23 protein-coding genes and 1 tRNA gene are annotated in these 20,826 nt (G+C 67.5%); 10 read left to right on the forward strand and 14 right to left on the reverse strand.

The genetic code is table 11. From position 1 onward, the window contains the following. Positions 1 to 20 precede the first annotated feature (20 nt). Positions 21 to 1,160, reverse strand: coding sequence for an N-methyl-L-tryptophan oxidase (solA, locus tag AB6806_RS01865; protein ID WP_370954006.1), 1,140 nt, complete (start codon positions 1,158 to 1,160; stop codon positions 21 to 23). 161 nt (positions 1,161 to 1,321) lie between these two features. Here solA and AB6806_RS01870 point away from each other — a divergent pair, with 161 nt between their 5' ends. Then, complete coding sequence (locus AB6806_RS01870) at positions 1,322 to 3,079, forward strand: methyl-accepting chemotaxis protein (protein WP_370954007.1); 1,758 nt, start codon at positions 1,322 to 1,324, stop codon at positions 3,077 to 3,079. Here the strand turns inward: AB6806_RS01870 and AB6806_RS01875 are convergent, their stop codons facing one another. The 4 genes from AB6806_RS01875 to moaA form a co-directional block, all read right to left on the reverse strand. Beyond that, entirely contained in the window at positions 3,080 to 3,844 is a 765-nt protein-coding gene (locus tag AB6806_RS01875) for a hypothetical protein (protein ID WP_142020401.1), read from the reverse strand. A 10-nt stretch (positions 3,845 to 3,854) separates the two neighbouring features. Beyond that, positions 3,855 to 5,327: a hypothetical protein gene (locus tag AB6806_RS01880; protein ID WP_133561730.1), complete on the reverse strand. Its 1,473-nt coding sequence runs from the start codon at positions 5,325 to 5,327 to the stop codon at positions 3,855 to 3,857. Beyond that, the gene (locus tag AB6806_RS01885) at positions 5,317 to 5,895 is read right to left on the reverse strand and encodes a hypothetical protein (protein WP_370954008.1); all 579 of its coding nucleotides are present in this window, start codon (positions 5,893 to 5,895) and stop codon (positions 5,317 to 5,319) included. The genes AB6806_RS01880 and AB6806_RS01885 overlap by 11 nt, the downstream gene beginning before the upstream one ends. Before the next feature lie 93 nt (positions 5,896 to 5,988). After that, positions 5,989 to 7,017, reverse strand: a complete 1,029-nt coding sequence (gene moaA / locus AB6806_RS01890) for a GTP 3',8-cyclase MoaA (protein ID WP_370954009.1) — start codon at positions 7,015 to 7,017, stop codon at positions 5,989 to 5,991. 137 nt (positions 7,018 to 7,154) lie between these two features. Between moaA and AB6806_RS01895 the strand changes: the two genes are divergently transcribed. The 3 genes from AB6806_RS01895 to AB6806_RS01905 all read left to right on the forward strand — a co-directional run bounded on the left by AB6806_RS01895 (position 7,155) and on the right by AB6806_RS01905 (position 9,145). Further along, complete coding sequence (locus AB6806_RS01895) at positions 7,155 to 7,520, forward strand: gamma-butyrobetaine hydroxylase family protein (protein WP_112764212.1); 366 nt, start codon at positions 7,155 to 7,157, stop codon at positions 7,518 to 7,520. Between the two features lie 86 nt (positions 7,521 to 7,606). Continuing rightward, entirely contained in the window at positions 7,607 to 8,137 is a 531-nt protein-coding gene (locus AB6806_RS01900; RefSeq protein ID WP_142020404.1) for a 2'-5' RNA ligase family protein, read from the forward strand. 207 nt (positions 8,138 to 8,344) lie between these two features. Further along, a complete protein-coding gene (locus AB6806_RS01905; protein WP_142020405.1) occupies positions 8,345 to 9,145 on the forward strand; it encodes an endonuclease/exonuclease/phosphatase family protein in 801 nt (266 codons plus the stop codon). A gap of 219 nt (positions 9,146 to 9,364) precedes the next feature. Here AB6806_RS01905 and AB6806_RS01910 read toward each other — a convergent pair whose 3' ends face one another. Both AB6806_RS01910 and AB6806_RS01915 read right to left on the reverse strand, forming a co-directional pair. After that, positions 9,365 to 9,754 (reverse strand): MAPEG family protein, encoded by a 390-nt coding sequence (locus AB6806_RS01910; RefSeq protein WP_142020564.1) that lies wholly within the window; start codon positions 9,752 to 9,754, stop codon positions 9,365 to 9,367. Between the two features lie 5 nt (positions 9,755 to 9,759). Then, complete coding sequence (locus tag AB6806_RS01915; RefSeq protein WP_142020406.1) at positions 9,760 to 10,158, reverse strand: DoxX family protein; 399 nt, start codon at positions 10,156 to 10,158, stop codon at positions 9,760 to 9,762. 139 nt (positions 10,159 to 10,297) lie between these two features. Here AB6806_RS01915 and AB6806_RS01920 point away from each other — a divergent pair, with 139 nt between their 5' ends. Next, positions 10,298 to 10,675, forward strand: coding sequence for a winged helix-turn-helix transcriptional regulator (locus AB6806_RS01920; RefSeq protein WP_142020407.1), 378 nt, complete (start codon positions 10,298 to 10,300; stop codon positions 10,673 to 10,675). Positions 10,676 to 10,863: 188 nt separating this feature from the next. Here the strand turns inward: AB6806_RS01920 and AB6806_RS01925 are convergent, their stop codons facing one another. Both AB6806_RS01925 and AB6806_RS01930 read right to left on the reverse strand, forming a co-directional pair. Further along, the gene (locus AB6806_RS01925; protein ID WP_038361766.1) at positions 10,864 to 11,442 is read right to left on the reverse strand and encodes a L,D-transpeptidase; all 579 of its coding nucleotides are present in this window, start codon (positions 11,440 to 11,442) and stop codon (positions 10,864 to 10,866) included. Between the two features lie 187 nt (positions 11,443 to 11,629). Further along, on the reverse strand, positions 11,630 to 12,562 hold the full coding sequence (locus AB6806_RS01930) for a lytic transglycosylase domain-containing protein (RefSeq protein WP_370954010.1): 933 nt from the start codon (positions 12,560 to 12,562) through the stop codon (positions 11,630 to 11,632). 120 nt (positions 12,563 to 12,682) lie between these two features. On the opposite strand from AB6806_RS01930, the gene AB6806_RS01935 reads away from it, so the two are divergent. Next, positions 12,683 to 13,759, forward strand: a complete 1,077-nt coding sequence (locus AB6806_RS01935; protein ID WP_142020408.1) for a hypothetical protein — start codon at positions 12,683 to 12,685, stop codon at positions 13,757 to 13,759. A gap of 36 nt (positions 13,760 to 13,795) precedes the next feature. Here AB6806_RS01935 and petA read toward each other — a convergent pair whose 3' ends face one another. The 3 genes from petA to gph form a co-directional block, all read right to left on the reverse strand. Then, a complete protein-coding gene (petA, locus tag AB6806_RS01940) occupies positions 13,796 to 14,443 on the reverse strand; it encodes a ubiquinol-cytochrome c reductase iron-sulfur subunit (protein ID WP_112764073.1) in 648 nt (215 codons plus the stop codon). A gap of 223 nt (positions 14,444 to 14,666) precedes the next feature. Continuing rightward, positions 14,667 to 14,741 (reverse strand) — tRNA-Val (locus AB6806_RS01945). 53 nt (positions 14,742 to 14,794) lie between these two features. Beyond that, a complete protein-coding gene (gph, locus tag AB6806_RS01950) occupies positions 14,795 to 15,484 on the reverse strand; it encodes a phosphoglycolate phosphatase (RefSeq protein WP_370954011.1) in 690 nt (229 codons plus the stop codon). 186 nt (positions 15,485 to 15,670) lie between these two features. On the opposite strand from gph, the gene AB6806_RS01955 reads away from it, so the two are divergent. The 4 genes from AB6806_RS01955 to AB6806_RS01970 all read left to right on the forward strand — a co-directional run bounded on the left by AB6806_RS01955 (position 15,671) and on the right by AB6806_RS01970 (position 18,708). Continuing rightward, positions 15,671 to 16,051, forward strand: a complete 381-nt coding sequence (locus AB6806_RS01955; RefSeq protein WP_113253320.1) for a hypothetical protein — start codon at positions 15,671 to 15,673, stop codon at positions 16,049 to 16,051. A 141-nt stretch (positions 16,052 to 16,192) separates the two neighbouring features. Continuing rightward, positions 16,193 to 16,894: a ribose-5-phosphate isomerase RpiA gene (gene rpiA, locus AB6806_RS01960; protein ID WP_038361777.1), complete on the forward strand. Its 702-nt coding sequence runs from the start codon at positions 16,193 to 16,195 to the stop codon at positions 16,892 to 16,894. Positions 16,895 to 17,006: 112 nt separating this feature from the next. After that, the gene (locus AB6806_RS01965; RefSeq protein ID WP_038361780.1) at positions 17,007 to 17,504 is read left to right on the forward strand and encodes a DUF2059 domain-containing protein; all 498 of its coding nucleotides are present in this window, start codon (positions 17,007 to 17,009) and stop codon (positions 17,502 to 17,504) included. A 160-nt stretch (positions 17,505 to 17,664) separates the two neighbouring features. Continuing rightward, positions 17,665 to 18,708, forward strand: a complete 1,044-nt coding sequence (locus AB6806_RS01970; protein ID WP_370954012.1) for an SDR family oxidoreductase — start codon at positions 17,665 to 17,667, stop codon at positions 18,706 to 18,708. Here AB6806_RS01970 and AB6806_RS01975 read toward each other — a convergent pair. Next, a complete protein-coding gene (locus tag AB6806_RS01975) occupies positions 18,689 to 20,188 on the reverse strand; it encodes a tripartite tricarboxylate transporter permease (protein ID WP_038361784.1) in 1,500 nt (499 codons plus the stop codon). The two genes, AB6806_RS01970 and AB6806_RS01975, sit on opposite strands and share 20 nt — an antisense overlap. 15 nt (positions 20,189 to 20,203) lie before the next feature. Continuing rightward, entirely contained in the window at positions 20,204 to 20,683 is a 480-nt protein-coding gene (locus AB6806_RS01980; protein ID WP_038362557.1) for a tripartite tricarboxylate transporter TctB family protein, read from the reverse strand. Positions 20,684 to 20,826: the final 143 nt, after the last annotated feature.

Raw genomic sequence — 20,826 nt, forward strand, 5'->3', positions numbered from 1 at the left:
GTTGTCCTGTCGGGATGTGCTTACGCGTCGAAGCGGGAAAGCGAGAAGGGGGCGAGGTCGAAGGGCGAATGGCCGCTCGTCGACAGATCGGCGAGGATCTCGCCGATGGCGCTGGCGAATTTGAAGCCGTGGCCGGAGCAGGCTGAGGCGAAGACGGCCTGCGGCACGCCCGGCACCGTGTCGATGATGAAGTCCTCGTCCGGCGAGACGGTGTAGACGCAGCCCTTCAGGGTCAGCGGCTCGCCGGCAGCGTCGGGGATATAGCGTGCGAGGCATTCGCGGATGAGCCTGACCTGCGTCTCGCTCGGTGTCCGGTCCTGATCGCGCGGGTCCATCGGCTCGCGGCCGAAATGCGGCCCGCCGAGCTTGAAGCCGGGATGCTCGTAGAGCGGGAAGCCGTAGAAGCTGCCCTCCTCGACATGCAGGATGAAGACCGGGAAGGCGCCTTCCCGGAACAGCTCCGGCCGGTGCGTGCTGAACCAGCCGATCGCCTGCTTCACCGTGGCGACGTTCCGGGTCAGCGCCGGCACCGCATCCGCGATCCAGCCGCCCGAGGTGATGACGAGCCGCCCGGCGCTGTAGGTGCCGCGCTCCGTGCGCACCACCACGCCGCCCTGCGCCGTCGGCGTCCAGTCGATGAGCGGCTCGTTGGTGCGGATCTCGGCGCCACGCGCCTGCGCCAGCCCGACATGGGCGTAGATCGCCTTTTCGGAGGCGACGAAGCCGCCATCCGGCTGCCACAGGCCGAGATGGCCGGCCGGCAGCTGGAAGCCGGGGAAGCGGCGCATCGCCTCGGCGGCGTCGATCACCTCATGGCTGAGGCCGTGGTCGAGGCAGGATTGCAGCGAGGATTCGACCGGCCCGCTGCCTTCCGGCGCCAGATCGAGCGAGCCGGTGACGTGCAGCAGCTTCAGCCCCGCCAGCTCCCCCGTCTCGCGCCAGAGCTCATGCGCCCGGCGCACGATCGGCACATAGTGCGAGCCCTCGAAATAGGCGAGGCGGATGATCCGGCTCAGCCCGTGCGAGGAGCCCATGGCATGGCCGAGGTCGAAGCGTTCGAGCCCGAGCACCTTGAGGCCGCGGCGGGCGAGATGCCAGCAGGCGGCTGACCCCATGGCGCCGACGCCGGCGACAATGACGTCATAGCTTTGCTGGCTCATGGGCTCTGGCTCGACCGGGAGGTGGAAAGCCAAGCCATACAGGGGCTTGCCGACCCGGTCCATGGCGCGGCCGGCAGAGCCGCTCCGCTATTTCGAGAAGCCTTTGTTAACGGACGCCCGCAATAAGCTTGCCCATGACGCAGGGTGAGATCGGGGGGCTCATGACGGGCAGGATTCGGCGCTGGTTCGGCGCTGGTAAAATCGCCGGATACGACGCGCTTCCCGTCGCGCCTGCCGCTGAAGTCGAAAAGCCAGTCTTCGTGCCGGATGGCGAAACCGTTTCGGCGGCCGTCGACGATATCGAGAGCGAGATCCTGTCCGCGATGGGCAAGCTGACCCGCGAACTCGGCGAGGCCGGGCAGCTCTCGGCCGATTTCGAACGCGATTCCCGGGCGATCCTTGCAAGCGCCGGCGGCATGCGCCTGGCGGTGGTTTCGGCCAATGAGAACGCCTCGGCGCTCGCGGCCGCGAGCCAGCAGGTTTCGGATGCGGCGGAGGAGGTCGATCTCTCGCTCGCCAATGTGCGCAGCAAGCTCGACGCCGCCATGTCGCGGGCCAGCGAGGCCACGAGCATGCTCGACGGGCTGGCGGTCGCGACCGGGGAGATTCGCGGCATCGTCGATTCGATCGCGGATATCGCGCGCCAGACCAATCTGCTGGCATTGAACGCGGCCATCGAGGCGGCGCGTGCCGGGGAGGCCGGGCGCGGCTTCGGCGTCGTCGCCCATGAGGTGAAGTCGCTCTCGGTCGAGGTCAGCCAGGCGGTCGAGCATATCCGCACGCGGGTCGACCGCCTGACGCAGGCCGCGCAGGGCTCGACCGAGATCGTCAACGACGCGCTCCAGATCGTCCGTGAGGTCAACCCGATCGTAGGTCTGATCGGCAACGCCTCGCAGCAGCAGGCGACGACGACCGCCGAGCTCTCCCGCAATGCGCGCGAGACGGCCTTGTTCGTCGATGGCGTGGCTAGGCAGGCCGACGAGATCGACCGCATCGCCCATGCGACAGTGGCGGATAGCGAGCGGGTGCGTCACGCCACCGAGCGCGGCGGCCGCCTCGTCGGCAACATGGTGCGCCGGTTCAAGCCGACCCTGCGGCACGCCGCCTTCGCCGATCGGCGCCGCCATGACCGGTTTCCGGCGGCGCGCCGCGCCTGGCTCTCGGTCGGCGACGTCGACATCGCCGGGGAGGTCATCGATCTCGGCCGGGGCGGGGCCCTGCTGGCCGATGCGCCGGAGGCGCGTCACTGGTCGGGCGCATCCGGCAGCGTCACGATCGAGGGGCTGCCGCCGCTGCCGTGCCGCATGACGGGGGTGAGCGACAACGGGCTCCACATCGCCTTCGCGCCCGAGGCCGCCGCCGGCAACGACGCGCTGGCGCAGACCATCGAGGAGATCGAGCGCTCCTACCGGCCTCTGATCGAGCGCGCCCAGGACTTTGCCCGGCAGGTTGGCGCGGCGATGGAAACCGCGCTGGATCGCGGCCTGTTGACCGAGGACGACCTGTTCCAGGCCAGCTATACCGCCGTGGCGGACAGCGAGCCGCGCCAGTATCTGAGCCCGAGCCTGACCGCGCTGGAAACCGTGCTGCCGCCGGTTCTCGCGCAAATCCTCGCCGACGATGCGCGCCTGTCCTTCGCCGTCGCCGGCGACCGCAACGGCTATGTGCCGGTCCACAATGCCGCCCATTCCTTGCCGCCGCGCCGGGGCGAGCCGGGCTGGAACGCGACCTATGCCCGCAACCGGCGCATCTATGACGACCGCGTCGGCATCAGTTTCGGCCGTTCGGTTCGCCCCTTCCTCGTGCAGCGCTCGCTGCAGGATCTCGGCCGCGGGCTGGAAGCGTTCAGCGAGATCGGCGCGCCCATCAGGGTGCGCGGCCGCCACTGGGGCGGGGTCAGGACGGCCTACCGGCTCTGACTACAGCCGGTCCCAGCTCACGGCGACGTTCATCTTCCGGAAGGCCTGCTGCCAGAGCGTGGCCGCCTGTTCGAGGCGCTGGGGCTCGTAGAGGCCCTGCACCTGATGCACGCTGAGCGCCCAGCTCGCGGCGCCCGAGCTCTGCCAGACCTTCGCCAGGAGCTGCCGCAGCTTTTCGGGATCGCGCGCGCCTGCGCCATTGCCGAAGACGGTGTATTGGCCCGAGTTCTGCAGCATGTCGGAGACCAGCACGAGCTTGCGGTCGCCGGTCTCGACCCGGTTCTCCCGCCGCGCCACGACATCGCCGATCGCCTCGACGATCGGAGACTGGTTGCCCTTTGCCGGTGTGGTCAGGACCTTCAGCGCGTCGTCGAGCGGACGGCCGAACTTCTCGACCCATTTGACGTATTCGCGGCGCGGGTTGCCGATCAGCTCGCTCGCGGTCTTGCCGGGATTGCAGAGCGAGATCAGCGCCGGGAAGCCGGGCTCGAAGACGTCGTTGAAGACATAGATCGAGAGCATCCGGTCGGCCGGCAATTCATCGCCGATCTGCTTGACCAGCGTCTTGAGGCGTCCGGCCTGGACCTCGCTCCACGGGTCGGTCTTGTCGACGAGGATCAGCGTCTGCCCCACCGGGCCGGTCTTGGGGCAGAGTGTCTCCTGGTCGCGCGGCGGCCCGCGCAGCAGGGAGGGGGCGGCGAAGAAGCCGACGAGGGCGACGCCGGCGAGGAGGGAGGCGACGATCGCCCAGTTCTCGGTCTTCATGCGTCGGCCTCTAGCGCTGCATGGCGGCGAATTCCTCGGCCGCCTGCTTCTGCGCCGCCTCGTCGCGCTCGAAGGCTTCGCGCCCAGCCTGTGCCGCGCGCAGCTTGACCTGCTCGACCTCGCCGGCGAGGTCGATGCCGCGCAGGAGCACGAGCCGGTCCTTCAATGTCGCCTCGATCAGGGCCGGCATCGAGCCGAGCTGCCGCTCGAAATCCTCGATCTGTCGGCGCGCGGCGGTGTATTCCGGCAATTCGCCGGGCTGGTCGATCTCGGCCAAGTTGAGCGATTGCGAGAAATAGGCCGGCGGCAGGTCGGTCCGAACGCGCAGATTGGCCTCGCGATATTGCATCATCGCCGCGTCCTTGGCGGCGCGAAGCTGCCCGAGGCGGGAGATGTGGAGGTCGCGCGCCTTCTCCGCCTTGGCCTTGAAGGATTGCAGCTTGCCGAGCTCGTCGCGGCATTCCTCGCGGAAGCCATCGACCTGCGTCCTGAGCGCCTCCATTTCCGGCAGCAACTCGACATCGAGCCGGCGCCTTTCTTCCTCGACCGCGCTCCAGCGCTGGCGCCAGCGCTTATAGGCGGCGGCATGGCCCGGATAGCTGCCGAAGGCGGAATAGCCCTTGGTCGCCGAGACGAAGGCGACGATGCAGCCGATGATGACGAGCGCGACCGATTTGAGGTCGTAGATCGCGAACGGGTTCTCCAGCATGCGCGGCATCACCTGGAAGGAGCGCGCATCGGGATTGGCGATCAGCATCTCGCGGTAATGCCCGACCGCGAGGTTGAACAGCACGATCAGCGCGATCATCCCGGCATAGGCCGGCAGCGCCCAGAACAGATGCGAGCTCTTCACATGCTGGCAGTAGCGCGCCGGTCCCACCCCCATGAAGAAGCCGAGCGCGATGTTGAGCGCCGAGATGATCACGGCCGTCGCCGCGCCACCGACGAGGCCGAAATCGCTGGCCTCGGCGAAGAAATTGCCGTTGAGCAGGCTCTCGATCACCAGCGGCACGACCAGGAAGAACAGGATGAACTGCCACTTGTCGAGCTTGGGGTCGGCGCGGCGCTTGTTCTCGTAGTTGAAGAAGGCGTATTCGCGCTTGGCCCTGAGCGCGTCGTAGACGCGCTGCTCCAGCTCGCTGCCATGCTTGTTCAGCATCGCGCGCATCGCAGCCTCGATGCTGCGCACGCGGCCCTCGAAGCGCTGCTGGGTGAACAATTCGCGCCGGTTCGCGATCTCGGCCTGGAGCGCGTTGAGGCTCGCTGCCGCCTCCTGCCGGATCGCGTTGAAATGCTCGCGGGCCCGCGCGACCAGCGTCTGCTCGGTCTGCGACAGCATGGTCGCATGGGCCGGCGGCTGGTTCTCGACCGCGTCGCTGGCGCCGTGATGGCCGGCCTTCACCGATTCCGCGAGGTGATGTGCCGTGATCGGCGCGATGGCCTCGCGTCGACGGGGCTCGCCGCTGCCGTTCTCATTCGCCATGGGCGGACCGCATCAGGAAATGGCGGGCATCGACGACATCCACCCAGAAATCACGGAAGCCGGGATAGGCCGGCCGCAGATAGGCGCGCTCGAACCAGAGCGTCAGCACGACGAGCCCGGCTGCCCCCAGCGCCGGCAGGACCGCGCCGGCGATGGCGGCGGGGCTCGTTTCCCAGAGCCGCCAGCCCAGCCCGAGCAGGGCAAAGGCGCTGGCGACGACGAGGAGCGCGAGCATGCAATGCCGGCCGGTGTCGTAGGCGAGCTGCAGCCCGGCGGTCATCAGCGTGATCGCGAAGGCGGCGGCAAGCTCGATCACGGCGAGCCCGACAACGAGGCCGGCGAGCGTGGCGCCGATTCCGGTCGGGGATGCGGGCGAGAGCACCGCATGGACGCTGCGGCCGGTTGCCCAGCCGAGATGGAGGCAGAAGAGCAGGATCGCGGCGATGAGGATGGCGACGAGTGGCGTCTCGCGCCGCAGCCGCGCCGCCATGATCGCCAGCCGGGCGGCATGCGTCTGGCATGCGGCTTCGTAAAGCGCGCTTCCGGCCGCCCGCAGCCGACCCATCATTGTTCTGAGTATCGAACGCAACCGACCCGCCATGGCCACGACGGTTACCGCATTCGCCCGGCCGGTCAAGGGAAGGGCAGGGGCGTGCCCTGCTCAGCCGCCGGTCACGCTCATATGGCGGCCGACCGCGGGGCGCGCATGGCGGCGGTCGATGACGAAATCATGGCCCTTGGGCTTGCGCGCGATCGCTTCGTCCATGGTGCGGAAGAGCAGGGCATCGTCCTTCGACGCGCGCACGGCGGCGCGCAGATCGGCGGCGTCCTCCTGGCCCAGGCACATATAGAGCGTGCCGGTGCAGGTCAGGCGCACCCGGTTGCAGCTCTCGCAGAAATTATGGGTCAGTGGCGTGATGAAGCCGACCAGCCCGCCGGTCTCCTTGACGCGGACATAGCGCGCCGGCCCGCCGGTGCGGTAGGGATCGTCGACGAGGGAGTACTTGTCCATCAGGCGCCCGCGCACCACCGAGAGCGGCAGGTATTGATCGATGCGCCCGGCCTCGATCTCGCCCATCGGCATCACCTCGATCAGGGTGAGGTCCATGCCGAGGCCGTGCGACCAGAGCATCAGCTGCTCGATCTCGTCGTCATTGACGCCCTTGAGCGCGACCGCATTGATCTTGACCCGCATGCCGGCCTTGCGCGCCGCCTCGATGCCGGCGAGCACCACGCTGAGATCGCCGCGCCGGGTGATCTCGCGGAACTTGTCGGCGTCGAGCGTGTCGAGCGAGACGTTGATGCGCCGCACCCCGTAGCCGGCGAGCTCATCGGCATATTTGTGCAGCAGCGAGCCATTGGTGGTCAGCGTCAATTCGTCGAGCGCGCCCGAGGTGAGATGGCGCGAGAGCGAGCGGAACAGGCTCATGATGTCGCGGCGCACCAGCGGCTCGCCGCCGGTGAGCCTGAGCTTGCGCGTGCCGCGGGCGACGAAGGCGGTGGCGATCCGGTCGAGCTCCTCGAGCGTCAGCAATTCCTTGCGGGGCAGGAACTGCATGTTCTCGGCCATGCAATAGACGCAGCGAAAATCGCAGCGATCCGTCACCGAGATGCGCAGATAGGAAATCGTGCGGCCGAACGGATCGACCAGGGGCGACCGCGTCAGCGGTTTGATGTCGTCGAGCAGCACGTCTGCCTCAACTCCGGATGCGGCGCCGCTCCGTGCCGGATGCGGACGCTTCTTCACATTGCTATAGCGAGACATTGGCATCGATGCGCTGAAGGTCAAGCGCATGGCTGCCGCGCATGGCGATGAGGAACTGCACGATCATGTCATCCTGGCCGACCGAGATCCGCCTCGCCAAGGACCGCCGGACCCTCCACGTCACCTTCGACGACGGCGCGAGCTTCGCGCTGCCGGCCGAGCTGCTGCGCGTCGAGAGCCCCTCCGCCGAGGTCCAGGGCCATCATCCCAGCCAGAAGACCATCGTTCCCGGCAAGGCCGAGGTCGAGATCCTGCGTGTCGAGCCTGTCGGGCACTATGCGGTCAGGCTCGGCTTCGACGACATGCACGACACCGGCATCTATGCCTGGGACTATCTGCGCGAGCTCGGCGAGCAGGCCGGGGAGAAGATGAAGGCGTATGAGGCCGCTCTGGCCGAGAAGGGGCTGTCGCGGGAGAGGCGGCGCTAGGGGCGGCGAAGGCGGTGTGAGGAGAGACAGTTCTGGGTCGGGAGCGGATCTTTGATCGGTGAGAAATTAGGCGCGGGAGCCGAAGAATGGGGTTCGCTATTTCACTTAGGAGCGATCATCCGAGCGCGGACAGCGTTCGCGCGCTGTGGAATGATGTTCAGCGGTTCGAGGACCATCCCTCAATGGCCCTCCTTGGCTACCCGCCCCACGTCACTCTGGCCATCTACGATGATGAAACGGTGCGAGAGGTCGAGGTTCGAGACGCGCTCGATCAAGCCAGCAAAAACCTGCGCCCGGTCACGCTGACCTTTGATGCCATTTGCAGCTTTGATGGGCCGCCGATGGTTCTATGGGCGTCGCCCCGTTTCAGTGCAGTCTTGCGGGACATCCACGAGGCAATCCACGCAGCCATCCACCCCGCCTCATGTCGTCCGCATTACCGGCCTGGGACATGGAAACCTCATTGCACGCTAGGCACGCGGGTGAGGGATGATCGGCGTGACGCGGCGCTAGCCTTCGCCCGCGAAGCTAGCAGCGTGTTTGATGTGATTTTCGACGCTCTCGACTGCATCTACTTCCCACCTATCGCTCCTTTCGAGTTGCGGAAGCTGCTCTGAGCTAGCCGAACAGAACCCGCAGGAACGTCCGAGTTGGGTCGGGAGCGGACGCCTCGCCCCAGCGCCGCCAGCGTCCGCTTACGGGCAAGGCGACAAGGTCGGCTTTTGCCGCGAGGTGATCCAACTTGCCGCGAGGCTATCGATCCCGAACCATTGCCACCGCTACAATCCCTCCGGCATGGAACAGTCGAGGCTCAAGGCTGATAGATGAAGATCATGTGTCTAAACGGCTGGGGCGGGAAGCTCCATGTGCCGCTCATAGCTTATCTGGAGGCGTCATCTCCCGACATCCTCTGCCTGCAGGAGGTGGTGCACAGCCCCGAGACCACGAAAGAGTGGCTGACCTATCGAGACGGAAGCCACATTCTCCCGCAACGAGCGAACATGTTTCGCGATGTTGCGCGGGCTCTCCCGGACCACACGCCCATCTTCTGCCCGGCAGCGCAAGGGGTGCTCTGGGATGGGGAGACATCCATCCCGTCACAGTGGGGCCTAGCAACATTCGTGCGCCGCACGCTGCCGATCACAGGACAGGTGCAAGGCTTCGTCCACAAAGCCTTCTCCCCTTATGGCTATGGCGAGCACCCGAGGTCCCGAAGCGCCCATGTCGTCCGGGTTTTCGATTTCGAGAAGGCGCGGTTCATCTGCGTTGTCCACATGCATGGCTTACGCGACCTCGGAGGAAAGGGCGATACTCCCGAAAGGATCGCGCAAGCCAACCGGCTGGCGGAACTCGTTCAGCAGATCGCGGAACCCGGCGATCCTGTCGTCGTCTGTGGAGACTTCAACGTCGATCCTGGGAGCCAAACCTTCGAGATCCTCGGCCGCATCGGTTTGGCTGATCTCGTCACCGCACGGGGGTTCGGCAGCACCCGCACGTCTCACTATTCGAAAGCCGGAAAATTCGCTGATTATATGCTTGTCAACGGTCACGTGGAGGTGACGGACTTCACCGTGGTCGCCGAGCCCGAAGTCTCGGACCATTGTCCCCTGGTTCTGACAGTGTGACAGGCTTGGCCGAAGCCGTGGCGCCCGCACCCCACCAAGCGCTCGGAGAGGTCGCTTAGGATCGAGGATCGATCATTTGTCCCATGAGCGCAGAGCGTCCGGTCTGGGTGGGCTCAATGTCCGCACGAGGCACGTGACTGACGGCAAGATGCCTTTCCGAGATGTCTGCTTAGGGTCGGAAGCGGACGCAAGTATCTCAGCGCTTTTGCCAACCGAGAGCTATCCCGACACAATCTTTGCGGTCAACGTCCCGGCCAGAACCAAGACGCTTAGATGCGTCAGCGCGATGCCGATTCCTCGAAGCTCGGCGGTGTCGCGCCACATCCCGATCGCATGCGCGATCCTCCCGACGAGAAGCGCGCTGCCGATCGAGATAACGAGCCATAGGGGTGCAGCGGCCGCCTCGACGAGCCCAAGCCCGATCAGGCCGAGGGGGGCATATTCGACGAAGTTGCCGTGCGCGCGGATGAGGCGGCGTAGCAGGACGTCGTCGCCTTCGCCGACGAGCACCCCGATGCGGGCTCGCCGGACGGAGACCGGCACCGAGAGACCGACCAGCGCGAGCAGGAACAGCGCCGCGAAGACCGTCGTGACCGAGAGGAACGGCATCGTGGTCACTGCCGGCTGCCGATGATGGGGCCACCGTAGGGAGAGGGCGCCTCCCGGGCGGCGTTCTGGGTGAGGAAGGATCCTGCTAGCAGCGCGAGGCCCACCACCGCAGGCACGGCGCCCTTCGGCTTTCCGACGCCGATATGGGCGAGGCCGGACAGGATCAGGTGGAACAGGATGCCGGCATAGGCGAGATCGCTGAGCGGGACGTTGAACCGGGAAAGGATCGCGATCGGCGCGAGCACCTTCACGACGATCATGAACCGAACGAGATAGGCGGGGTATCCGAGACCCAGGATGGTCTCCCGGACCCAGGCGCCCTTGATCAGGTAGAGGGTGGCGGAAGAGAGGTAGAGCGCCGCGAGGAGCGCGGTGCTGACCCAGTAGATGAATTGTGCGGACATGCGTTCTCGATCGCCGCACGCGGCGGCGCGTTCTGATGGAGTGAGGAGGAGCGGTCGGAAGCGGCGGCCGCTTGTCGATGGGTCGAAAATGGATGGCTATATGAAATTCAGCAAGTAGGATGAATTACGAACGCCTAGTATGGAAAAGATAACCATGGGCCGAGACGTCTCCACGATGCAGGACGAGATGCGGCGCGCCTTCGCGATGCTGTCCGGGAAGTGGAAGCTGGAGATCATGTGGCTCCTTCATCAGCGGATGCATCGCTTCGGCGAGTTGCGGAAGGCCATCGCGGGGATCACGCAGCACATGCTGACGGCCCAGTTGCGCGAGCTGGAGGCGGACGGACTCGTCACGCGCACGGTCTTCGCCGAGGTGCCGCCACGGGTGGAGTACGCGATTACGGAAAAGGCGCTGGCGCTCGGCCCGACGATGGCCGCGCTGGCGGCCTGGTGGGAGGAATACGGTAAAACTGTTCCCGGAAAAACCGGGCCGGGCCGGAAGCGCAAAGACCGCTAAGAGCCGAAAGCGGGCCTTGCCGCAAACTTATCCTCGCCCTCACACACCGCGCCTATTCTCGGGCCACCTCATCCCCCGAGGGGCAGCCATCCGGAGGTGTGCCATTGGCCGGGATGAGGGCGGCGCCTGCGCAAATAAAAAAGGCCGGCGTCGCCGCCGGCCTTTTCACGTGATCGCGGATCGGCGGCTCAGCGCGCCACGACGACGCGGGTGCCGACCTTGGCACGCTCGTAGAGGTCGATGACGTCCTCGTTCAGCATGCGGATGCAGCCCGAGGAGACGGCCTGGCCGATCGTCTCCGGCTCGTTCGATCCGTGGATGCGGTAGAGCGTCGAGCCGAGATAGAGGGCGCGGGCGCCGAGCGGGTTGTCCGGGCCGCCGGCCATGTGGCGCGGCAGGTCGGGGCGGCGCTTCAGCATGGAGGCCGGCGGCGTCCAGCCAGGCCATTCGGCCTTGCGCGTGATGGCGTGCGCGCCCGACCAGTCGAAGCCCGGGCGGCCGACGCCGACGCCGTAGCGCACGGCCTTGCCGTCGGGCAGCACGTAATAGAGGCGGCGCTCGTTGGTATCGACCACGATCGTGCCCGGCCGCTGCTTGGTCGGGTAGCTGACGATTTCACGCGGAATGGCGGTGGCCTGGGCCTTCGCCGGATCGACATAGGTGACCAGCGGCTGACGCGTCAGCGGGTCGATTTCGGCTCGGGCAGCGGTGCCCAGAGCGAGCAGGCCAAGGCCGGCAAGCACGGCCAGACGGGTGGAGCGGAGCATCGGATGAACCTCGGGCGGTCGGTGGCGCTGGGCACGAAGTTGACACGGAAAAGTCAACGTCTCCTCAATGTCCTGTCAGACTCATTTGGGCCGTGCAATTGCGCCGCCATCACATCGATGAGAGCGGGTGAGCTTTGCTTTGCCGCGTTGCGCGTCTGCAACATCGCGCACCGGTGAAGGTCGCGAATCAGCTCCTCAACACGACGCAGGCGCCCCGATCGGCCTGGATGCGCCGGCACAGTGCGGTCGCCGCGGCCCGCGTCGGCGCCGGCAGCCGCACCCGATAGAAGGCGCGCGTCCCGCGGCTGCGCAGGCGCGTGCCGATCACCATCGGCTGCAGATCGCCGATGATGCTGCGGTGGCGCGCTCCGGCCCGCTGGAAGGAAGCCAGCGCCCGCGATTTCGAGAAATTGCCGGCGAGCTGTACGCCCCAGGGCGCGAAGGGCGCTTCCGCGATCATCGGCACGGCCGGACGTGCGCGGCGGATCGCGACCAGCGTCGGAGCGCAGGCCGTCTGCGTGTCGCGAGTGGCTGGGAGCGGCGGCGGCGAGCGCCCGTCGCCATTGGCGGTGTTCTCCGCATCCTCAGCCCAGTCCTCGACGGAGGCGCCGGTGACGGCGACGACGTAGTTCTCCGTCTCGAAGGGCAGGAAGCGGCTCTGCTTGGCCTTGCGCGCCGCGAGCCAGCCCGCGACCCGGTTTGGCCCGCCATTATAGGCCGCGGCGGCGAGCCCCCAATTGCCGAAGCGGTCGCGCAGCTCCGCCAGGAAATGCGCCGCCTTCGGCACGGCCTGCTCGGGGTCGAAGGGGTCGATGAGACCGCGCTCGCGCGCCGTGCCGGGCATGAACTGCGCCACGCCCTGCGCGCCGGCCGGGCTGGTGACGCCGGGCCGGAAGCTCGATTCCTGGAAGATCAGCCGCGTCAGGAAGGCGGCAGGTACGGAGTGGGTCCGCGCCGCGTCGTCGATCAGCCGGCACAGCGCATCCTCGATGCCGGAGGAGGGCAGGGCGACCTCTTCGGGCAAGGCGGGTGCGGGCGCGAGTGCTGCCATCGCCGCGACGAGCAGGGCGGCGATGCAACCGGTCGGGCGGAGCAGGCGGCGGCGAGGATCCCGAGGCATCGCCGGCTTCTCTCGCATGTCCGGCGCGTCGCAGCCAGCCCGCGACATCGCTTGCGGATTGTCCGGGAGGGCCTGCCTGTGCGAAGAGGCGCGCAACGCGGCGGCCGGAATGGCGGTCGGATGACGGAGCAACAGCCCGAGATGGCGAAGGCCTGGATTGTCTGGTCGCGGTGGTTCCTGCTGGCGGCGCTCGCCTTCGCCGGGTTGCTGCTCGCCTTCGTCGTGGTGCTCGACCCGTTCGGCATGCGCGTTCATGCCGGGCAGGCGGCCCGGCCGATCATGGATATCAACCAGCGCTACATGTACCCGCAGCTCGTGCGCTCGGGGGCCTTCGACGCGGCGGTCGTCGGCACCTCGACCATGCGGCTGATCGACCCGCAGGCGCTGTCGCGCGATCTCGGCGCCCGTTTCGTCAATCTCGCCATGAACGCCGCCACGCCCTGGGAGCAGATGCAGGCCGCACGCCTCTTCCGCCAGCACACCGCCGCGCCGCGCTGGCTGATCTGGGGGCTCGACGCGAACTGGTGCGAGGCCGACGCGACCGATCCGTCGAAATGGCGCACGCCGAGGCCGGTGCCAGCCTGGTTCTCGCGCGAGGTGCGCTGGTTCGACTGGCTCAAGCTGATGAACCTGACCAATCTCGAGATTGCCGGCCGGCTGCTCGCCTATCGCTTCGGCCTGGCGACAGAGCGCCTGCGCGGCGACGGCTACGGGGTCTTCACCCCGCCGGAAGAAAGCTACGATCTCGCCCGCGCCCGCAGCCATATCTATCAGAACAACGGCGGCCGGCCCCTCGACCTGGCGCCCTTGCCGCGGATGCCGGTTCCGATCTCGGAGAGCATCGGCTGGCGCTTCCCGGCTCTCGACTGGCTGGAAGAGACGATCTCGGCCTACCCGAAATCGACCCGCCTGATGCTGGTCCTGCCGCCGTCGCATGTCGCGGCGTTCCCGCGCGAGAACAGCGCGGAGGGGCAGCGTTACGCCGCCTGCAAGACCGCCATTGCGGGGCTGGCCCGGCGTCACGGCGCGACCGTGGTGGACTATGCCCACATCTCCCCCGTAACGACGCAGGATATGAATTACTGGGACGCGCTCCATTTCCGTCTGCCGATCGCGCAGCGCGTCGAGGAGGAGCTCGCAGGTCTCGCGAAAGGCGGCCAGCCTCTGCCCGACGGTGCCGCCCGGGTCTCGCGATAGCGGTTCGGGGAAAACGCGGGTGGCTGAGACGCGCCCCTAAAGCTGCTCGATCGACGACAGCGAGAAGTCGTCGCCGGCCGGATTCTCGCCGACCACGAGCGTCGTGTCGGTGGCGTAGTGATGGGGTGGAACCGGAAGGTTGTACGGTGCGGGAACGCCCCGAAACACCCGGCCTGCCAGATCGTATTTCGAGCCGTGGCAAGGGCAGAAATAACCTCCCGGCCAGGAAGCTTCCATGGTGGGATCGCCCAGATCGGGCTTGGGGAGCGGTATGCAGCCCAGATGCGTGCAGATGGCGATCAGAACCATGAATTCGGGCTTGCTCGACCGGCACCAGTTCCTGGCATAGCCCGGCTGCTGGTTGACCGCGGAGTCGGGGTCGCCGAGCCGGGCGAGCAGGCCCGGATTCTTCAGCTCGGCGAGAGCCTGCTCGGTCCGACGCAGGACGAAAATCGGCTTTCCTTGCCAGAAGAACGAGATCTGCTGACCCGGCTGGATCTGCGAAAGGTCGATGGAAACCGGCACGCCCGCTGCCCTCACATCGGCGGAGGGTTCCAGCGAGGTGATGATGGGCCAGGATGCCGCGGTCGCGCCGACGACGCCGAAGGCGGCTGTGGCCAGGAACAGAAACTCCCGCCGGGTGGACTGCTCCCCATGGAATCCGACTTCGGCTTGCTCGGGCATCGGCGCCTCCGATCGAACGGAGCGGCGTCGCGAGATTGCTGAAAACCCGGCGGCGCGATCCTTGATTCGAGGTGGTGCGGCACAGGCGGAAAACAAGGGAGCCGGGGGCGATCCAGACTGCCGGCTCCGGAGACATCCAGCCTCTCCCCAAGCGCGATGACGCGCGCCCGCGCGGCGTCCTGCAGGGCAGTACGCAATCGAGGCGGGGACATCCGGGAAGAAATGGTGGGCGATACAGGGATCGAACCTGTGACCCCTCCCGTGTGAAGGGAGTGCTCTACCGCTGAGCTAATCGCCCGGACGGGCCTCTCCTAGTCGGCGCGCCCGGTGCCGTCAAGGACGGTTCTGCGCTCAGGACGCGATCGCCACCGGATCGAGGGCGCGCGCGACGGCGGCGGGAAGCTCGTCGAAATGCTGGATGATGAAATCCGGCTCCAGCGTCTCGATCGGCACGTCGGTATAGCCGAAGGGCACGCAGATCGACGGGATGCCGGCAGCGCGGGCGGTTGCGATGTCGGTGCGCGAATCGCCGATCATCACGGCGCGCTTCGGATCGCCCTTCGCCGCCTCGATCGTCAGGGTGAGATGGCGCGGATCGGGCTTGAAGAAGGGGAAGGTGTCGCGCCCCGCCACCGAGGCGAAGCGGTCGGTGATGCCGAAATGGTCGAGGATCAGCCGCGTGTGCAGGATCGGCTTGTTGGTGCAGACGGCGAGCGCATAGCCCTCGCCGGTCAAGGCGTCCATCGCGCCGAGCACGCCGTCGAAGAGATGGCTGCTGGAGGCGACGTCCTGCGCGTAGATCGTCAGGAAGTCCTGGAAGAGGCGCTCCAGCGTCTCCGTGTCGAGCGGGCGACCCGAGACCTTGAAGCCGCGCTCGATCAGCGCGCGGGCGCCGGCGCCGACCAGTTCGCGGGCCCGCTCGTAGGGCAGGGCCGGCAGGCCCTCCTGCGTGAGGATGACGTTGAGCGTGCGCATGATGTCGGGCGCCGTCTCGGCCAGGGTGCCGTCGAGATCGAAGACGACGATGGGGGCGAGGCTCATGGTCGCGTTTTCCCTCAGGCCGACTGATCCGGCCGCATGGCGATCGCTTAAAGGTTTTTCGCTCCGGCTTGGCAAGCGCGTCGGGCGCAACCCGGCCAGACGCCACCTCAAATCCGCCCGGCAAGATGCTATCCTGCGCTCGATTCGCCGCAGGTCGGCGCGGCAGGGAACCTTGTGATGTCGAAGATGGTCGAGAAGCTGCCGCTGCGCTGCGTGCGCGCCCTGCGCTGGTCCTTCCTGTCGCTTGTCGTCGCCGGCCCCGCTTTCGCCGGCAATTTCGAGTTCGCGCCGGCGCCGCAGAACGATCTCAACCGCGTCTACCGGATCGAGAGGGCGACCGGGGAGGTCGGCGCCTGCCAGTTCCAGCTCAAGGAAGGCGGCGTCGGCATCACCATCTGCTTCCCGGCCGGCGAAGGGGCGGGGCCGCAGACGCCGGGCGAATACGGGCTGATGCCCTCCCGGCACGAGAAGGAGGGCGGCATCTTCCGCGTCAACCTGCGCACCGGCGAGATGAGCATCTGCTACGTCTTCGACGACAAGACGGTGTGCACGCCCCAGGCGAAATAGCGCAGTGGCGGGCCGCAGGGCTGGGACTTAAAGGGCTGGACTCTCGCGCTCCAGCGCGGCAGGAGGGCGCCGTCATCCGTTGCGGATGGGTCTGACCTTCTCAAATCAACCACTCGCTCAAACCGACGCCCGGGCAGGACGATGAACGCCGACGAACTGAAGAAGCAGGCCGCCGCCCGCGCGCTCGACCTGGTGCGGCCCGGCATGCGGCTGGGGCTCGGGACGGGCTCGACCGCCAAGCATTTCGTCGACCTGCTCGGCCGGCGTGTGGCCGAGGGGCTCGAAATCATCTGCGTCGCGACCTCGGAGGCGACGCAGGCCCAGGCCCTCTCCCTGAACATCCCGATGTCGACCCTCGACGAGACGCCCGAACTCGACCTGACGGTCGACGGTGCCGACGAGGTCGATCCGCAACTGCGCCTGATAAAGGGCGGCGGCGCGGCGTTGCTGCGCGAGAAGATCGTCGCGGCGGCTTCGGCGCGGATGATCGTGATCGCCGATGACGGCAAGCTCGTGCCGCGGCTCGGCCGCTTTCCCCTGCCGATCGAGGTCGTGCCCTTCGGGCTGGAGGCGACGCGGCGGGCGGTTGCGATCGCGATCACGGCGTCCGGCGCGGCCGGAGAACTGAAGCTGCGCCTGCGCCCGGATGGAAGCACGCTCCTGACCGACGGCGGCCATTTCATCCTCGACGCTCATCTCGGCGCCATCGATCAGCCGGAATTATTGGCTCAGGCTCTCAACACGGTTCCGGGCGTGGTCGAGCACGGCCTGTTTATCGGCCTCGCGACGGGGGCCATCCTGGCTGGTGCTGAGGGGCTGAAGCTGCTCGGCCGGATCGAGTGATTCCATTCCGGCGCGATCCACGCTAAGGAACGCGCGAACGAGATCGGGCCGCGGGTCCGGAGGCGCAGCCGGGCTCCGGTCGGCTCCTCAACGACGAAGGGGTTTTGAACGTATGATCCGCCACTCTCTCGCCAGCGCGCTTCTGGGCCTGGCGCTCATCTGCGCCGCTCCCGCCTTCGCCCAGGCGCCGGCATTGGCGCCGAGCCATCTGCAGGCGGCCCGCGAGGTCATGACTCTGACCGGCGTCACGCAGAATATCGACAATATCTACCGCGAGTTCGAGGAGAGCGCGAAGCAGCTCATCGCGACGAGGCCGGAAGCGAAGAAGGACATGGAAGCCGTCGTCGCCGAGCTGAAGCCGGAGGCCGACAGGCGCGCCGAGGAGATGACGAAGACCGCCGCCGCGATCTTCGCCAGCAAGATGACCGAGGCCGATCTCAAGGCGGTTTCGGCCTTCTTCAACTCGGATGTCGGCAAGCGCTACACCAGCCTGCGCTCCGAGGCGATGCAGGCGCTTTTCAAGGAGCTCGAGCCCTGGAGCGTCCAGACCAGCAACTACCTGTTCGACCGCTTCTCGCAGGAGATGCGCAAGCGCGGTCATACGCTCTGACGCAGCCGTGCGGTGCGGCTCCGCGCTGCAAGGAATTCGGAAAGGCCGGTGGATTATCCGCCGGCCTTTTTTCTTCGATGGCGGAGGGTTTATGTCCCTGCATGACTGCGAAGCGCAGCGTGTTTGACCGCCCTTCCTCCCTGCGATGGAAAGCCTCGGCATGACCCGCCAGACCGTTCTCGTGACAGGCGGCTCCGGCTTTCTCGCCGGCCACTGCATCCTCGCTTTGCTGAAGGCCGGCTACGATGTCCGCACGACCTTGCGCTCGCCGGCGCGCGAGGCCGGCCTGCGGGCCACCCTGGCCGCTGCGGGGGCCGAGCTCGACGGGCGGCTTCAGGTCGCGATTGCCGATCTGACGGCCGATGCGGGCTGGGACGCGGCCGTCGCGGGCTGCTCCCATGTGCTGCATGTCGCTTCGCCGCTTCTGACGGCGGCGCCGCGCGACGAGGACGAGCTGATCCGGCCGGCCCGCGAAGGCAGCTTGCGCGTGCTGCGCGCCGCGCATCGCGCCGGCATCCGGCGCGTGGTCCTGACCTCGTCCTTCGCCGCCATCGGCTATGGGCGCCCGCTCGACCGCCCTTATGACGAGCGCGACTGGACCGATCCCGCCGCACCGGGGCTCGCCGCCTATCCGAAATCGAAGACGCTGGCCGAGAAGGCGGCCTGGGATTTCGTCGACGGCGAAGGGCAGGGGCTGGAACTCGCCGTCGTCAACCCGGTCGGTATCTTCGGCCCGCTGCTCGGGCCGGATCTCTCGGCCTCGATCGTGCTGATCCGGACCATGCTCGAGGGCAAGCTCCGCGCGGTGCCGCAGCTCATGTTCGGCGTGGTCGATGTGCGCGATGTCGCCGAGCTGCATCTGCGCGCGATGACCGACCCTGCCGCCGCCGGCGAGCGCTTCCTGGCCACGGCCGGCGACTTCATGACGATGCGGGCCATCGCCGAGGCGCTGAAGGCGGGGCTCGGCCAGAGCGCAGACCGCGTCTCGACCGTCGTGTTGCCGAACTGGCTGGTGCGCCTCGTCGCCCGCTTCAGCGCGACGGCCCGTCAGGCTGCGACGCCCGAGCTCGGACGGAGCAAGACCGCGACGAGTGCCAAGGCGATCGCCATGCTCGGCTGGCAGCCGCGACCGGCGGCGGAAGCGCTGGTCGCGACCGGGGAGAGCCTGTTCAGGCTCGGCCTGGTCAGTCCTCCGAGGCCTTGAACCGGTTCAGCCCCTTCATCGCGAAGGGTGCGATCAGGGCGAGCGCGGCGATGCCGAGCAGCGTCGCCGAGATCGGGTTCTCCAGCAGGATCATCGGGTCGCCGAGGCTGATCTGCAGGGCGCGCCGCAATTGCTGCTCCGCCATCGGCCCGAGGATGAGCCCGACCACCATCGGCGCGACCGGATAGTCGTAGCGGCGCATCAGATAGCCGATGAAGCCGAAGATGAAGAGCATGGCGAGCTCGACCGGCGAGCCGTTGACCGCGAGCGTGCCCATCGTCGCGAAGACGACGATGCCGGCATAGAGCCAGGGCTGCGGGATCGCCAGCAGCCTGACCCAGAGCCCGATCAGGGGCAGGTTCAGGATCACCAGCATGACGTTGGCGATGAACAGCGAGGCGATCAGGCCCCAGACCAGGTCCGGCTTCTCGGCGAAGAGCAGCGGGCCGGGGTTGAGCCCGTATTGCTGGAAGCCGGCGAGCATGATCGCGGCGGTCGCCGAGGTCGGCAGGCCGAGCGTCAGCAGCGGCACCAGCGTGCCGGCGGCGGAGGCGTTGTTGGCGGCTTCCGGCCCCGCGACGCCCTCGATCGCGCCCTTGCCGAACTCGTCGGGATATTTGCAGAGCCGCTTCTCGGTCGAATAGCTGAGGAAGGTCGGGACCTCCGCGCCGCCGGCGGGCAGGGCGCCTATCGGGAAGCCGAAGGCGGTGCCGCGCAGCCACGGCGCCCAGGAGCGCTTCCAGTCCTCCTTGGTCATCCAGAGCGAGCCCTTGATCGGGATGATCTCCTCCGGAGCGTGGGAGCGCTTGGAGGCGACGTAGAAAGCCTCGCCCACCGCAAACAGGCCAACGGCCAGCGTGGTCACCTCGACGCCGTTGAGCAGCTCCGGTACGCCGAAGGTCAGGCGGGCCTGCCCGGTCAGCTTGTCGATGCCGATGAGGCCGAGCGCGATGCCGATGAACAGGCTGGTCAGCCCGCGCAGCGGCGAGTCGCCGAAGGTCGCCGAGACCGTGACGAAGGCGACGATCATCAGCGCGAAATAATCCCAGGGGCCGAATTTCACCGCGACCTCGACCAGCCACGGCGCCAGGAAGGCGAGGCCGATCGTCGCGATCAGGCCGGCGACGAAGGAGCCGATGGCGGACGTCGCCAGCGCCGGGCCGCCGCGCCCCGCCTTGGCCATCTTCGAGCCTTCGAGCGCGGTTGCCAGCGAGGCGCTCTCGCCCGGCGCATTGAGCAGGATCGCGGTGGTCGAGCCGCCATACATGCCGCCGTAATAGATGCCGGCGAACATGATGAGCGAGCCGGCGGGGTCAAGTTTGAAGGTGACCGGCAGCAGGAGCGCGACCGTCAACGCCGGGCCGATGCCGGGCAGCACGCCGACCGCGGTGCCGAGAAAGACGCCGATCAGGCAGAACAGCAGCTTCGAGGGTTCGAGCGCGACCGTGAAGCCGTGGAGAAGCGAAAGCAGCGTTTCCATCGTGTCCGGCCCGCCTCAGAGGAAGAGTTGTTCGAGCGGTCCCGCCGGCAAAATCAGCGTCAGGACCTTGGCGAAGACGAGGAAGATCGCGAGGCCGAGCACGAAGCCGATCGCGGCATCGACGGCAAGCGCTCGCCGCCCCATGCCGCGCGCCGTGCAGGCGAAGACGACCGCGATGGCGATGACGAAGCCGCCGCCGAGCCCGATGCAGGCGATCAGGAAGATGAGTCCGCCCGCGATCCAGAGCAGGGCCGTACCGTCGGCAGCATCGGGCTTCGGCAGTCCTTCGCGGAAGGCGACGACGAAATGCGCCAGCCCGAGAATGGTCAATCCGGCAGCCACGACATAGGGCATGGCGGTGGGGCCGACGCCGTAGTTCGACGTGATGGTCTGCTGCGAGGCGTCATAGCCGATCAGGGCGGCGACGATCAGCAGCAGCACGCCCACGATCAGGGCCGGCTTGTCGGCGCCTTGCGTGCGGGTCTCGTTCGTCATGGCGTTCCCCTGATGGAGGCTGGCGCCTTCGCGCATTGTGGGGCGAAGCGGCTCCGGTTCGCGCGGCGACAAGGCGACGGGAGAAGAGTTGGAGGCGCTTCTGGCGTTGAGAAAGGGGCCGGTTGCCCGGCCCCCCGAGATAT

The sequence above is a fragment of the Allobosea sp. RCC_152_1 genome (assembly GCF_041360765.1).
In the GTDB taxonomy this organism is placed as follows: Bacteria; Pseudomonadota; Alphaproteobacteria; order Rhizobiales; family Beijerinckiaceae; genus Allobosea; species Allobosea spartocytisi.

Excerpts from the sequence above, each read along its gene's own strand:
- solA (WP_370954006.1), bottom strand. The coding sequence starts at position 1,160 with ATGAGCCAGCAAAGCTATGACGTCATTGTCGCCGGCGTCGGCGCCATG.
- AB6806_RS01870 (WP_370954007.1), top strand. The coding sequence starts at position 1,322 with ATGACGGGCAGGATTCGGCGCTGGTTCGGCGCTGGTAAAATCGCCGGA.
- AB6806_RS01875 (WP_142020401.1), bottom strand. The coding sequence starts at position 3,844 with ATGAAGACCGAGAACTGGGCGATCGTCGCCTCCCTCCTCGCCGGCGTC.
- AB6806_RS01880 (WP_133561730.1), bottom strand. The coding sequence starts at position 5,327 with ATGGCGAATGAGAACGGCAGCGGCGAGCCCCGTCGACGCGAGGCCATC.
- AB6806_RS01885 (WP_370954008.1), bottom strand. The coding sequence starts at position 5,895 with ATGATGGGTCGGCTGCGGGCGGCCGGAAGCGCGCTTTACGAAGCCGCA.
- AB6806_RS01900 (WP_142020404.1), top strand. The coding sequence starts at position 7,607 with ATGGGGTTCGCTATTTCACTTAGGAGCGATCATCCGAGCGCGGACAGC.
- AB6806_RS01905 (WP_142020405.1), top strand. The coding sequence starts at position 8,345 with ATGAAGATCATGTGTCTAAACGGCTGGGGCGGGAAGCTCCATGTGCCG.
- AB6806_RS01910 (WP_142020564.1), bottom strand. The coding sequence starts at position 9,754 with ATGCCGTTCCTCTCGGTCACGACGGTCTTCGCGGCGCTGTTCCTGCTC.
- AB6806_RS01915 (WP_142020406.1), bottom strand. The coding sequence starts at position 10,158 with ATGTCCGCACAATTCATCTACTGGGTCAGCACCGCGCTCCTCGCGGCG.
- AB6806_RS01920 (WP_142020407.1), top strand. The coding sequence starts at position 10,298 with ATGGAAAAGATAACCATGGGCCGAGACGTCTCCACGATGCAGGACGAG.
- AB6806_RS01925 (WP_038361766.1), bottom strand. The coding sequence starts at position 11,442 with ATGCTCCGCTCCACCCGTCTGGCCGTGCTTGCCGGCCTTGGCCTGCTC.
- AB6806_RS01930 (WP_370954010.1), bottom strand. The coding sequence starts at position 12,562 with ATGCCTCGGGATCCTCGCCGCCGCCTGCTCCGCCCGACCGGTTGCATC.
- AB6806_RS01935 (WP_142020408.1), top strand. The coding sequence starts at position 12,683 with ATGACGGAGCAACAGCCCGAGATGGCGAAGGCCTGGATTGTCTGGTCG.
- petA (WP_112764073.1), bottom strand. The coding sequence starts at position 14,443 with ATGCCCGAGCAAGCCGAAGTCGGATTCCATGGGGAGCAGTCCACCCGG.
- gph (WP_370954011.1), bottom strand. The coding sequence starts at position 15,484 with ATGAGCCTCGCCCCCATCGTCGTCTTCGATCTCGACGGCACCCTGGCC.
- AB6806_RS01955 (WP_113253320.1), top strand. The coding sequence starts at position 15,671 with ATGGTCGAGAAGCTGCCGCTGCGCTGCGTGCGCGCCCTGCGCTGGTCC.
- rpiA (WP_038361777.1), top strand. The coding sequence starts at position 16,193 with ATGAACGCCGACGAACTGAAGAAGCAGGCCGCCGCCCGCGCGCTCGAC.
- AB6806_RS01965 (WP_038361780.1), top strand. The coding sequence starts at position 17,007 with ATGATCCGCCACTCTCTCGCCAGCGCGCTTCTGGGCCTGGCGCTCATC.
- AB6806_RS01970 (WP_370954012.1), top strand. The coding sequence starts at position 17,665 with ATGACCCGCCAGACCGTTCTCGTGACAGGCGGCTCCGGCTTTCTCGCC.
- AB6806_RS01975 (WP_038361784.1), bottom strand. The coding sequence starts at position 20,188 with ATGGAAACGCTGCTTTCGCTTCTCCACGGCTTCACGGTCGCGCTCGAA.
- AB6806_RS01980 (WP_038362557.1), bottom strand. The coding sequence starts at position 20,683 with ATGACGAACGAGACCCGCACGCAAGGCGCCGACAAGCCGGCCCTGATC.